The organism is Cytobacillus dafuensis (genome assembly GCF_007995155.1).
Taxonomy (GTDB): domain Bacteria; phylum Bacillota; class Bacilli; order Bacillales; family Cytobacillaceae; genus Cytobacillus; species Cytobacillus dafuensis.
Genome location: NZ_CP042593.1, coordinates 2,209,756 through 2,222,666, shown reverse-complemented (window position 1 = coordinate 2,222,666; position 12,911 = coordinate 2,209,756). Strand labels below are relative to the sequence as shown.

General features: G+C 32.9%; 14 protein-coding genes, 1 tRNA gene and 1 pseudogene. 7 read left to right on the top strand and 9 right to left on the bottom strand.

Going from position 1 to position 12,911, the window contains the following annotated elements:
- Positions 1-11 precede the first annotated feature (11 nt).
- Together kynU and FSZ17_RS10515 are read right to left on the bottom strand one after the other, a co-directional pair.
- The gene (gene kynU / locus FSZ17_RS10520; RefSeq protein ID WP_407643429.1) at positions 12-1,331 is read right to left on the bottom strand and encodes a kynureninase; all 1,320 of its coding nucleotides are present in this window, start codon (positions 1,329-1,331) and stop codon (positions 12-14) included.
- A 146-nt stretch (positions 1,332-1,477) separates the two neighbouring features.
- Positions 1,478-1,942 (bottom strand): NUDIX domain-containing protein, encoded by a 465-nt coding sequence (locus FSZ17_RS10515; RefSeq protein WP_057770027.1) that lies wholly within the window; start codon positions 1,940-1,942, stop codon positions 1,478-1,480.
- Positions 1,943-2,241: 299 nt separating this feature from the next.
- Between FSZ17_RS10515 and FSZ17_RS10510 the strand changes: the two genes are divergently transcribed.
- Positions 2,242-2,433 carry a hypothetical protein gene (locus FSZ17_RS10510; protein ID WP_057770024.1) on the top strand — a complete coding sequence of 64 codons (192 nt, stop codon included), beginning with the start codon at positions 2,242-2,244 and terminating at the stop codon, positions 2,431-2,433.
- Positions 2,434-2,856: 423 nt separating this feature from the next.
- On the opposite strand, the gene FSZ17_RS10505 is transcribed toward FSZ17_RS10510, so the two are convergent.
- Positions 2,857-3,195, bottom strand: coding sequence for a YolD-like family protein (locus tag FSZ17_RS10505; RefSeq protein ID WP_057770022.1), 339 nt, complete (start codon positions 3,193-3,195; stop codon positions 2,857-2,859).
- 689 nt (positions 3,196-3,884) lie between these two features.
- On the opposite strand from FSZ17_RS10505, the gene FSZ17_RS10500 reads away from it, so the two are divergent.
- Both FSZ17_RS10500 and FSZ17_RS10495 read left to right on the top strand, forming a co-directional pair.
- Positions 3,885-4,727 (top strand): DUF4352 domain-containing protein, encoded by an 843-nt coding sequence (locus FSZ17_RS10500; RefSeq protein ID WP_228460314.1) that lies wholly within the window; start codon positions 3,885-3,887, stop codon positions 4,725-4,727.
- A gap of 388 nt (positions 4,728-5,115) precedes the next feature.
- Positions 5,116-5,331 carry a hypothetical protein gene (locus tag FSZ17_RS10495; protein ID WP_057770020.1) on the top strand — a complete coding sequence of 72 codons (216 nt, stop codon included), beginning with the start codon at positions 5,116-5,118 and terminating at the stop codon, positions 5,329-5,331.
- An 82-nt stretch (positions 5,332-5,413) separates the two neighbouring features.
- Here the strand turns inward: FSZ17_RS10495 and FSZ17_RS23355 are convergent, their stop codons facing one another.
- Entirely contained in the window at positions 5,414-5,557 is a 144-nt protein-coding gene (locus FSZ17_RS23355) for a hypothetical protein (RefSeq protein ID WP_185150687.1), read from the bottom strand.
- Between the two features lie 673 nt (positions 5,558-6,230).
- On the opposite strand from FSZ17_RS23355, the gene FSZ17_RS10490 reads away from it, so the two are divergent.
- Entirely contained in the window at positions 6,231-6,419 is a 189-nt protein-coding gene (locus tag FSZ17_RS10490; protein WP_057770018.1) for a DUF4177 domain-containing protein, read from the top strand.
- Positions 6,420-6,697: 278 nt separating this feature from the next.
- Positions 6,698-7,760 (top strand): annotated as a pseudogene (locus FSZ17_RS24100) (tyrosine-type recombinase/integrase); the annotation flags it as partial.
- Between the two features lie 116 nt (positions 7,761-7,876).
- Here FSZ17_RS24100 and FSZ17_RS10480 read toward each other — a convergent pair.
- Positions 7,877-7,973 (bottom strand) — tRNA-Sec (locus FSZ17_RS10480).
- A 147-nt stretch (positions 7,974-8,120) separates the two neighbouring features.
- Here FSZ17_RS10480 and FSZ17_RS10475 point away from each other — a divergent pair.
- Positions 8,121-8,546 (top strand): DUF2621 domain-containing protein, encoded by a 426-nt coding sequence (locus tag FSZ17_RS10475; protein WP_057770676.1) that lies wholly within the window; start codon positions 8,121-8,123, stop codon positions 8,544-8,546.
- A 97-nt stretch (positions 8,547-8,643) separates the two neighbouring features.
- On the opposite strand, the gene FSZ17_RS10470 is transcribed toward FSZ17_RS10475, so the two are convergent.
- From FSZ17_RS10470 to FSZ17_RS10460, 3 genes are all read right to left on the bottom strand, one after another.
- Positions 8,644-9,111, bottom strand: a complete 468-nt coding sequence (locus tag FSZ17_RS10470; protein WP_057770012.1) for a CcdC family protein — start codon at positions 9,109-9,111, stop codon at positions 8,644-8,646.
- A 148-nt stretch (positions 9,112-9,259) separates the two neighbouring features.
- On the bottom strand, positions 9,260-9,619 hold the full coding sequence (locus FSZ17_RS10465; protein ID WP_057770011.1) for a response regulator: 360 nt from the start codon (positions 9,617-9,619) through the stop codon (positions 9,260-9,262).
- A gap of 234 nt (positions 9,620-9,853) precedes the next feature.
- Entirely contained in the window at positions 9,854-10,561 is a 708-nt protein-coding gene (locus FSZ17_RS10460; RefSeq protein ID WP_057770674.1) for a cytochrome c biogenesis CcdA family protein, read from the bottom strand.
- 313 nt (positions 10,562-10,874) lie between these two features.
- On the opposite strand from FSZ17_RS10460, the gene FSZ17_RS10455 reads away from it, so the two are divergent.
- Complete coding sequence (locus FSZ17_RS10455; RefSeq protein ID WP_082625186.1) at positions 10,875-11,030, top strand: aspartyl-phosphate phosphatase Spo0E family protein; 156 nt, start codon at positions 10,875-10,877, stop codon at positions 11,028-11,030.
- 90 nt (positions 11,031-11,120) lie between these two features.
- Here FSZ17_RS10455 and FSZ17_RS10450 read toward each other — a convergent pair whose 3' ends face one another.
- Complete coding sequence (locus FSZ17_RS10450; RefSeq protein ID WP_057770009.1) at positions 11,121-12,911, bottom strand: ABC transporter ATP-binding protein; 1,791 nt, start codon at positions 12,909-12,911, stop codon at positions 11,121-11,123.

Sequence of the window (12,911 nt, the reverse complement as noted above, 5' to 3'; positions counted from 1 at the left end):
TCTATTTCAGATTATGCAATTACTCCACGCTTGTTTTCAAATTGCTTATATTGTTCTTTAACCATAATTTCTTTCAAAATATCTATGGATTTCCACACATCCTCAAATGAGTTATAAAGAGCAACTGGAGCTAAACGAATTCCATTTGGTGCACGAAAATCTGGAATCACACCATTCATTTTTAAAGCTTTACAAATCCGAGCTGCCTCCGTGTGTTCAAGGTAAATATGTCCACCTCGCCTTCTTTCTTCAACTGGATTTCCAAGAGAAAAGCCATAATCTTTTAACTTAAATGAAATAAGATTCATCATGTAGCTGGTCATGTGTAATGATTTATTTCGTATTTTCTCGATGCCTGCTTCTTCAAACATTCCAATCGAACCGATTAATGGAGCTATACTTAATACATGAGGTGTACCGATTTGGTATGCCCCTGCATTTGCCGCTTGTGTAAATAAATGCTCCATATCAAATTGTTTCTCCTTTTTAGAACCAAACCAACCAGCTAGTCCAGGTTTCTTTCCGAAATGCCTCTTATTCACATATAGGCCTCCCACGCCTCCTGGTCCGCTGTTTAAATATTTATAATGACACCACACTGCAAAATCAACATCCCATTCATTAAAATAGTGAGGTATCGCTCCAATTGAATGACACAGATCAAACCCTATAATAATGTCTCTTTTATGAGCTTCCTCTGTTAATCGTTTCATATCAAGAACCTGTCCGCTGCGATATAATACACTTGGCAGAACAATTAACGCCACCTCATCTGACATTGCGGCAATGATATCCTCTTCTTCTAGTAACCGACCATCTCGACTTTTTACTCGTATTAAGTGTGTATCAGGATTAAAGCCTCTAAGTAGTAGCTGGCTTTGTAATGAATAGATATCAGATGGAAAGGTTAACTCATCAGCTAGAATTTTCGTCTTTTTTCCAACCGGCTCATAAAATGTTGATACCATCTGATGAAGATTTGTTGTAGTAGATCCTGTTACGATCACTTCATCAGCTGATGCATGAATTAAAGGTGCGACTAATTTTCCCAAATGTTCCGATAAAGTAAACCATGGATATTTACCTTCCGTCCATCCATCAATTCCATATTCCTTCCATGAATCTAGCATTTCTAATAAAGCCTTTTCTGCCCTTTTAGAAAGTAGGCCTAGTGAATTACCATCTAGATAAATCGTGCCCTCTTTCAAATAAAATTCACTTCGAAAGGTACTTAACTCATCTTGTTCATCTAATGAACGGGCATACTCATAGGAAGCATCGAAGATTTTTTCGTTCAAACGTCTCTCCTCCTTTATTTTTGGTATTTTCATAAATTATTACATTTTATAGAAATTAGAACAACAGCTAACATCTTATTGGGCCTGATATAAAAAAAGAATGAGTAAAAGTCGTAGCTCTCCTCCATTCCTTTAAAACCCAAATCGTATAATCATAATTCAATAATTTACCAATATTTTCAATTAATATCTCCTAAATATGTTGGCGTTTCTTTTCCTGCAAAATAATCCTGTAAATATCCTCTCATTGTTTGTGGGTAAATTCTATATTCAAACAACTCAGATAGAGGTAACCACTCAACTCCAAGTTGTCCATCATCAGGGTTTGTTCCGTTACCTATTTTTTTATTACCCGCTTTTATCTTACATAAAAACATATACTCTGTTTGATGTAAATGTGAATCAAATTCAAAATGTTCATGATTTTTACCGATATATTCCCGAATGAATATTAAGTCACCAACCTCTACATCGGCATTAATTTCTTCAATACATTCCCTCTTTAATGCTTCAAGTAAATTTTCACTGTGCTCTTGACCGCCGCCAGGTAAAATATAGTAATATCCATCACGATCCTGCTTCTTTATTGCTAATAACTTTTCATCTTGAAGGATAACTGCTTTTGCTGAGTTTCTTATGCCCATATAATTCCACCTCATTTAGAAATCGTTATATTATTAAATTCTGCAGAGAGAGCTTAATCCCTCTCTAATAATTACTTCATTTTATTAGCTTTCTATGTTATTTATTTATGATATATTAAGTGAAATTTTATATATAAACATTTACTAATTATATATTTAATAACTATTGATGTTAAAATAGAGACAGGTAATGCTGCCTAATATATTTCGATTTCATAAAGAATTTTTAAAAGTTATATGGTGTAAAAAAAATTCATATCAGATAATATAAAGCAGAAAAAATCAATAGAGGTTAGTCAATGAAGAAATATGAGCTAAAAAATGATTTTAAAGGTATGAAAAAGGGAACGAGATTTTACGTTATTGCTGAATCAGAGTTTATAGGTGTAAAAGAATTTGTACTACGTACTCAAGATTTTTTACATAGGGTAACGGTTTCAGAGGGAGAGCTTATGAACAATTTTATTTCGGTAGATTATTTCAGACAGTAATGTGTATGGAGTATAATCACTATCAATAGTTTTGTGAAGATTATAGAGGTTAAGAAAGTAGTAGAGAAGAGACAGCTTAGACTCAACCATCGGAAGGAAGCCCCGTAATATCAATTATTATGGCAGGACTGCCTGGGAATCGAACCCAGCTGACCTGGCACGCAGGTCACAGATAGTTTTGAAGACTACGGAGGACACCAGTACCTATAATTGATTGATTTTATTGAATTTGCTACAGTTTCCACACAATTAACATAACAGTCTTTGTTGGACTCTCATAGTCTTTATTATAATGTCTATAGTTTATCTAATCAATTTAATAGTAAAATTATATATAACTTGAATAAGATATACGTTACGAACTCTTCATAACCCTTATCCGAAACAAGCTACGAATCATTAGGAACTAAAACAGGAGCAATTTTATTCCTCAACTTCCACTCTAACAACATCCTCAATTTGTATCCTCTCTATGTATCCATCTTCATTTTCCAAATAGATCATCTTTTTCAATGCATCCAACCTACATACCCTACCAGCATAATCATGAAAGAACCCCTCACTCCACACTTTAACCTTTACAATTAAAGCAAGTACTATTGCTTGATAAATCCTGTTTTCTAATTCTTCAATTTCATATTCGTCTACAATTGGCTTAGTTTGCATTTCATCTTCCTTGTATATGTCATGAATCATCTTCATTTGTTCTGGCATGAAATAGGCGGGAATAAATTTTTTGATTCCTCTGTCACGGATCCCCATTAATAATCATCTCCTTACTACATTATAGAACTAACGTTCTTATTTATTCACAAAAAATAGTCTCGTTCAATTCACAACATACTCGTAAGTACATTCTGAATCATTCGAAACTTAATAAAGCAAGGATTGTCCTTTATTTTTCCCCACTTCATTTACACGTATAATTTCATTTTCTATTACCCTATTGTCTACTATTCTTATTATAGATTTCGCTGCTAAATCAGTATTCAGCTCACCAACGTAAATTGCGGTAACATTGAATTTTCCATACTTGATTTTTCTACTCTCGTCTCTTTCATCCTCTCTACCATAAAACCATTTTAATTATTCTTTGTCGCAATAGAAAAATCTATGTCTTAATCATTTCTCTTAATATATCATTAACTCCCTCTATGTATATTTTGTTGTCAATTGGTGACTCATCAACAAAAATATTAATTGTGTAATTATCTTTTATTATTGTGGTTATATACCTTTTGTTCTTATTGGTTGAATCCATCCTCTCCACCTCATTATCTTTTTACTCTAAAGTATTCACTATCTAGTAGAGTTATTCATAAAATCTATTATTTTTTATAGTTTTTAGACAACCTCTACTAGTATGAGATTTCAAGACCATAGTTCAATTCCCTAGAAATGTATGATATAGTTCTATTTAGCTAATTTACAAAATTTTAGGGGGATTAAAAGTGAAAAAAGTTATAATGATATTTATCTTATTCATTCTTTCTACTTTTGTGACAGCCTGTTCATCAGATAGTACATCTAGTTCATCTGGAAATAGCGAAATTAAAGACACAAAGAAACAAGAAGCAAAAGAGTCTGGAAAATTATTAACTCATGATGAATTTATTAAAATGTTATCTGATCCAAAGAAACATAAAGGGTCAAAGGTTGAATTTTATGCAAAGGTTTTTGTGGAACCTGAGAAAGATGAAGATGGTACTTATCTTCAGGCTTATGCTGATAATAATTCTGATAGAAACATTATCATTGGAATCGGAGATCCGAATTTAGATGTTGCTACTGAAGATGTTATCTTTGTTAGTGGTACTGTTGAAGATTTGTTTGAAGGTGAAAACCTAATGGGTGGTACAGTAACAGCTCCTGTTATAAAAGCAGATAAAATAGAAATGACTGATTATGCAACTGCATTTGCTCCTGCAATTAAAACTGTTGATGTTAATAAAGAAATAAACCAACATGATTATATTTTGAAATTAAATAAGGTGGAAATAGCAGATAGTGAAACACGTTTGTATATAACAATAACAAATAATAGTAAAGATAATATCTCATTCTACAGCTTCAATTCAAAAATGGTTGTTGGAAATCAGCAATTTGAACCCGAAGACAATTATGAAGCTAATTATCCCGAAATACAATCTGATATTCTTTCGGGTGTAACTTCAGAAGGTATAATAAGATTTCCTGCTATACCAGAAAGTGGGGAATTGCGAATTTTATTAGAAGGTTCGTCTGAAAATTGGGATCTTGATTTTACACCTTTTGAATTCCAAATTAACTATTAACAACTAAGCCCCTCTCATTTGAGAAGGGCTTTTTAATTTCTGAAACATCCCATTTAAAGAGGGATGTTTCAATTTTTCAATCATAATTTTAGAAGAAACTATACCCATTTCATTTAGATTTTTCATTATTAATAAATTGTACCTTTCATAATTCATTGGATATTTCAAAACAAGAATTATACTTTCGAAAATTGATATATATATCTATTGGTAATACTCTGTATTATTTGAAAACAGAAAATTAGAAAAAGAAAAACTTACAAAGCAAGATTTAAAAGATATTTGTCAATTAATACATTCAAATGATGAATCACCTATTAGTTACTACTCAAACAATACATTTTTACCATATGAAGGGCGAGATTACTTAAAGATTCATGTTGAAACTGTGAAGAGTGAAATCGCTGATATTTTTATTTTAATTCCACATCTAAACACGAAACATATTAGTTTATTAACAGAACTAAATGAATCTGAATTCATTCGAATAAGTTCTATTGGTAAAATATTTGATCTATTAGATTCAGAGCCAGATATTGAAGTTTTACACAATGCTCTTTATGAATACTATAAATTGCTCATAAAAATTAAATCGGAGTGGTAAGCTTTTACCCTCCTTTTTTTGTTCAGTATTCATTTTTCCTCAACTTTTTCAAAATAAAAAGCACTCCCGAAGGAATGCATTACTAATTACTATCTTTGCAATTTTCACATAGGCCTTTATTGTTATACGCTACATTATCCGAAATCATCTCATTACATTTGCTACAATATTTTTGTGGATCTTTATCCTCATAATCAGGAATTGACTGGTCTTTAAAATATCCCATTTCTTCAACCTCCCTTCATCTACTCAATTCGACAAAAGGATAAATATCCCCGCAACTATTTACCTAAAAAAAAGACGACACTCTTTAAGAATGCCGTCTTGATATATTTCGTTAATAACATATTAACAGGTATTAAACCTAACAAAACTACTTATTGCTTTTGAAAATGTTCTAATCGATAACAAATTTCGCTATACTAAATATGGAATCGAAGAAAAAGAAACTGGTAATATAGTATTCCTTTTCACTGATTATGCAGAACAAACTCATATAATCGAGTTTGAGTCAGCAGAATGTATAGGAAAGGTAATTACTACATTTGCACATGAAACCCTAGAACCATATTTAGCGCACCTAAAATCATCTTTTAATTAAAGGTGTTTTTTTTAAACTTAATAATTCTTTTTTGTATATCCCTCTAATATTCTGTATAATTTTACAATACAGACAAATTTAGGAGGTAAGATATGAAAAAAATATATATTTACCTTGCAATATTTTTAGTAGCTTTCTTCTTTGGATGGTTATTAACTACATATAATTAATTTTCTAACCTCAGCAAAACCTGAGGTTTTTTATTTAAGGAAACTCAATAATTCTTGTTATTCTATTCGAAACTATCTTCCCTTTTATTCGTATATTAGCTAGGAGACATTACCAAGAGGTGATACTAATGTACGAATACAAATTTGTTAAAGTCGAACTAGGTACTTGGAACAGTAAACCCAAGCAAGATTATCAAGATATTATTTACAAACACGCATCTAATGGATGGAGATTTGTTCAAATATTTGCTCCTTCAACTAAGGGATACGGTTCAGCTGCCTATTTTGAATTAATTTTCGAGAGACCCCTTAATTAGATTCGAAGGGGTTTTTCTATTTAAGGAAACATAATACAAAATTTGATTTTTAATCTTTCAAAATACCAGCCTTTACGAAAATTCTTCTCCAATCCTTTGCTGTCCGTTCCTAATCAAATTCTTTTCGACGGCGGGCAAGAGATTTGCCCACCGCCTTTTCTGCTTCTTTTTATTAGCCATTATTTAACAATCTGCAGCTTAGGTTCTTCATCAACTATTGAAAGTTGACCAGCTGGAAAGGCAACATTCCCATTGCTGTCCACATTGTATTCAATGCAACTAAAACAAAAGGTGGTTTTAGAACTAAGAGAGAATGTGAAAATGCAGATGCAGAAATCGAGAAGAAACTGCAGGTTGGACAAGATATAACTGCCGGGGATCAACTCTTTACTGAGTATATGCGAAATTGGTACGAGCTTTATAAAAAAGGCAAATACTGCCCTAAACATGAGCCTGATATTGAACGCTCTGTAAAACTTGCAGAACAACACTTCCCAGGTGTCAAATTAAAAGAATTAACAAGAAATATGTACCAGCGCTTTATTAATGAGCTTGCTCCTCAATACGCTACTGAGACAGTTAGAAAAAGGCATATTTACATTAAAAATTCCATTCGGGACGCAATAGAGGACGGAAGTATCATTAAAGATCCAACATATAAAGTGACTATTAAGGGGCATAAAAGTAAAAAGAGTGAAGAACTAAAGTACCTCAACTTTGAAGAAGTAAAAAAGCTTGTAAAACGAAATAAAAAAAGATTTAAAGCCTAAGTACATTTCCAGATACATTATTCTTTTTGCCATCTCAACCGGCGCACGTTTTTCTGAAATACTGGGGATGACATGGGATTGCGTAGATTTAGATAAAAAAACTATCACTATCAACAAGACTTTGGATGCCAAATACACGAATAATTTTCGCGATACCAAAAATTACTCCTCAAAGCGCACTATTACAATTAATAAGGATACTTGTGATATTCTTAATAAATTAAAACATGCACAGAATATTGACCCAGCAAAAACGAGTTTAAGAAATAAAAAGGACTTATGCTTTATCAACTCTAAATTTGAACTGGTGTCAAATAATGCTGTAAATAAAACACTTAAATCATTGTGTAAAAAAATAGGAACAAAAGAGATTACATGTCATTTCTTACGACATACTCACGCCTCCATGCTACTTTTCAAAGGAGTTAATATAAAATATATATCACGACGTCTCGGTCATCGAGATATTGTGACAACTTTACAGGCATATAGTCACATTTTAGATGAAATGGAACAAAAAGAGTCACGCCAAGTAGACGTGACCATGCATGAAATTTTTCGTGCAAAATAAATGCAAAATTTTTTCAAAATCTATCGAATTCTTTCGGATTCTACCAAAATCCAAAAGTGTTAAAACATTGTTGTATCAACGTTTTAGAAACATTAATCTAATCGTCTAGTATATTATGGCGGGACTGCCTGGGAATCGAACCCAGCTGACCTGGCACGCAGGTCACAGATAGTTTTGAAGACTACGGAGGACACCAGTACCCCAATCAGCCCCATTCATGAATATGTTAATTATATTATTTCCATGTACATTGAACAAGGGGCAGTTCTGAACTTTATGTGAAATCGACTGCCTTGTCTTCGTATTACTAACAGTTTATAATCAAAATAGGAAAATTTATGTGTAGGTGAATAATAAATGATGCTTGAAGGCTGGTTTTTGTGGTTTATTCTATTCTGGGTAGTCATATTAATTTCCTCTTTTGCGATTGGCGGCTTCTTTATGTTCAGGAAATTTTTGAAAAAGATGCCCAAGGAAGATGGAAAATCCGATATGGATTGGGAAGAACACTATGTAAATGAAACAAGAAACCTTTGGAAACAAGAGGAAAAAGTTTTGTTAGAAGAATTGGTGAGTCCTGTTCCTGAATTATTTCGAGATGTCGCACGTCACAAAATTGCAGGGAAAATTGGGGAATTAGCATTAAAAGAAAATGCTCCATCAATAAATAAAGATTTAGTCATTCGAGGATATATTTTAGCAACTCCAAAGCGAGATCATAAGTTTCTAAGAAAAAGATTAACTGAGAAACAAATTAATATGGCTCCTTATGAACATCTTTTTTAACCATTCCAACATGGAGGAATGGTTTTTTTATATCAAAAATTTTATAAATGAAAAAGCCACTGAATGTTTTCAGCGGCTTTTCATATATTCATATTTTTTATCCTATTATCTGCTGCTGCAACTTGCGAAAATCATAATACATCGCTAATCGCCATGGAACAATCATCCCAAATGCAAGAATCCAAAACATCCCACTTAATTGACCAACATCAATGGAAGAGCTTAATATAAACTTTCCAATAATTCTAATAATGAGCAATCCAATTAATATAAAAATAAATGCCCTCGAACGCTTTAAAAAGATTTGATTATCCCTTATTTCAAATTTAGATGTTTTAATCAACAAAATGGAGAAAAGCATTCCCACTGTTACAGCCTCTAATATTTCAAGTGGAGTAACTCTGAAATAAGGAAATATAAACATTAGGGCGCCAGTACTCATGAAAATCGGTGGTAAAATGATTTTTTTTGCAGATGCCGGCTTCTTGGAAGCCTTCATACGGAGAAACATGACAAATAAAGCCATGCATACAGCCCCAACTGATGTTATTACAACCATGTCCATACTCTTACATCCCTTACCCTTTTATTTTCATTTCTCATTATATCTTATGATAGTGAAAAGAGGAAAGTGAAAAATAAAAGCTGTCTCAATAGATTCCCTAAATCAGGTAAAAACCTGCTTAGGAATCGCCGAGTCAGCCTATTTTAAATTAACTTAGTACTCTATTTACCGCTTCCATTACTCGTCCATCATCAAAAGGCTTTACAATAAAATCTTTAGCGCCTGATTCAATCGCTTCGACAACCATTTTTTGTTGTCCCATTGCTGAACACATAATTACTTTCGCACTAGGATATTTTTTTTTAATTTCTTTTACTGCCTCAAGTCCGCTCATTTCCGGCATTGTAATATCCATAGTAACTAAGTCTGGCATTAATTCTTCATACAGTTGAACTGCGTCCTTCCCAGTTTCTCCTTCACCAACAATTTCATGATTATCTTTTTTTAGGATATTGGATAATGTGATTCTCATAAACTTTGCATCATCCACTATTAAAATTCTTGCCATCGCTGTTTCCCCCTCAACAACTGCATCGGAAGTTCAATCTCAAAATTAAAGTAAATTTCCTTAAAAGTCTAAGAAAATGGATTGTTATTCACATTCATTCCTGTTAGCACTAAGAACACTTATTAAAATATAGCTAAAATTATGCGAAAATTCAATTTAAAGCGCACGACAAATTTCGCCCACTTTTTTAAACGTATTACACCCTTCTATGAAATGAGTAATAAATACGTTTATTTAAAAGCCTGTGAATCCACCAAATAATGGTGAAAGAATGGCAATGATTTTAGTCATCCAGTCAAAGAACAAGACTACTCCCATAACCATCATGATATAACCACCTATTTTCATTATTAGAAGGCTGTTTTTTCGAATCCAATTCATCTTGCCAATAAAGAAGGAAAGAATAAAAAACGGTACAGCAAATCCTAGAATATAAGCAATCATATAAACCATTGCCGAATTTGGGTTCGAAACGGCAAGAGAAAATACCGCACCTAAAATAGGTCCTGTACATGGCGTCCAGCCAGCTCCAAAGGCCATTCCTATTAAAATTGAACCCAACAGCCCTGAAGGACGGTTTTTAAACTCAAATCTTTTTTCCTTCATTAAAAATTCCGGTTTAATAAACCCTACAATCATTAAACCGAAGAAAAAGATAAAAATAGCTCCGATCTGTCTGATCAAATTTTGATAATCAATAAAGAAGGATCCGAGGAAGGAAGAACTAAAACCAATCGCAACAAAAATTAGAGAGAACCCAATGAGAAAGAACAATGTATGTAGCATACTTCTTCTTTGGAGCATTGCATTTTCCTCTTTTAGCTCACCAACAGACATACCAGTAATATAGGATAAAAATGCAGGATACAAAGGTAAGCAGCAAGGAGAAATAAAGCTTAGAAAACCTGCTCCTAAAGCAATGAAAACATTCAAATCTGTCATGTAAACATCTCCAGTCCAAAACAATTCATCCTTCATTTTAACAAATCTTCCTGTGAATTGATAATGTTTAGATTTGAATATTTTGTGTCATCAAATTAGACAGACCCGTTTCAAAATTTTTTACAAACTATTTCAACATCTGTAAAAAATATTTAATTAATGCATATCTTTCTTTTGAATTATTTCCCATAATTAGTTATACTAGAATGTGTTAACAATATTTGATATAATCTTTCATTCTTTTACATGGATTCCATCATTTTAGACACTCCATTGTAAATTTCTTTAATAACGATTGAAAGGATAACTCGACGTGTCGAATAAAGATTTACTTTCACTAATTGAACAAAAGAGGCTTGAATTAATACAAGTTGCCATGAAAAATGGGTTAGCTTCTACTACAGCTATAAGTTACAGCCAAGAACTTGATCGTTTACTCAATGAATATAATCGACATTATAGCAAATAAATCCCTACCCATTAAATAACCAGCTTAGGTGATCATTCTCCAAGCTGGTTTTCTTTTTATTATGTTTTTTCCATCATTACTCACCTTAATTTAAACAGCATCTTCCACTTTTTCCAACGAGCTATTTTGCAGCAAATACATTTTATGATATAAACCTTGTTTTGAAAGAAGCTCTTGATGGTTTCCTCTCTCTACAATTTCTCCTTGGTGTAGAACTAGAATCTGATCAGCATCTTGAATAGTTGACAAGCGATGCGCAATCGCAATTGTCGTTCTGCCCTTTCTCATTTTCTCTAACGCAATTTGAATAGCCTCTTCTGTTTCTGTATCAATATTGGCTGTTGCTTCATCGAGAACAAGAATTTTTGGATTTGCCGCTATCGTTCTAGCAAAAGCAATTAGCTGCCTTTGTCCGCTTGAAAACGTAGAGCCTCGCTCCACAACTTGCTGATTATAGCCATTCTCTAATTTTTCAATAAAAGCATGCGCCTGGACGAATTGTGCTGCCGCTTCAATTTCTGAATCGCTTATACTTTTATTATGAAGGCAAATATTGTCTTTAATCGTTCCATAGAAGAGAAAAGGATCCTGTAACACTAGCCCCATCTTATCCCGCAATTCAGCTTTTCCGTAGGACTTGATTGACTGCCCATCAATCAAAATATCGCCTCTTTCAAATTCATAGAATCGCATCATTAAATTAATGATTGAGCTTTTCCCACTTCCCGTGTGACCGACAAGTGCAACGGTTTCGCCTGGTTTTGCGGTAAATGAAATATTTTTTAAAATATCTCTTTGACCATCATAGGAAAAACTTACATTTCGAAATTCAATTTCTCCATCCTGAATAGGTCTATTTTCACCATCTTGCTGTGCTGGTGCAAGTTCAGTTTCATCTAATAGTTTAAAAGCTCTAGATGCTGCCACGATTGCCTGCTGATACATTGAAAGCCTCATCATTATTTGGTTCACAGGCTCAAAGAATCGATCAAGATAACTAATAAACACAAAAATAACCCCGATTTCAATCGTACTATTAAAAGAAGTTATCCCGAAAAAACTTAATATCATAATCAATGCTAAAAAATATACAAGATCGATTGCTGGTCTTAATAATAAACTATCAATCTTAATATTTTTCATACCAGCCTTATAATGATTCTCATTAATATCTCCAAATTCTTTTCTCAAGCGCTTTTCCTGACGAAAAACTTGAATAATCGCCATTCCTTGGAGAGATTCGCTTAATTTCGCATTCAGCTGGCTTAGCCGCTCCCTCATATCCTGGTAAATTAGTGAACTATACTTTCTATATGTTTGCATAATAAAGAAAAGAATTGGCAATATCAACGTACAAAATAAAGCTAATTTTGCATTTAATATAAACATAGCAATTAATATACCTATCAGTAAAAATGCTCCTTGAATAAAGGTAACGATAACACTTACGAACATATCTTTAATTGCTTCTGTATCATTCGTTACCCTTGAAACGATGCTACCAGCCGGTGTTTTATCAAAGTATTTTAATCCAAGTGCTTGAACCTTTGTAAACACTTCAACTCGGAGCTGTTGAATAATCTTCAAGGCAATCTCCTGAAACTTCAGTAATTGAAAGTATGAAACAAGTACATTCATTATTTGAATGCCGATAAACGCTGCTCCTAGTGTAAAAAGTGGTTCAAATTCTAGATTTCGTGGCCTTAAATGATCATCTATAAATATTTTTATTAATATTGGTCCGAGTATATCTCCTATTGTTGCTATAAGAAGTAATCCAAATGCTAGGACCATCGTTTTCAGATACGGTTTTGAGTAGGAAAGAAGTCGAAAAAGAATTTTACGCTGTTCTTTCCCATTTATTGCGGTTATCTTTTCCAT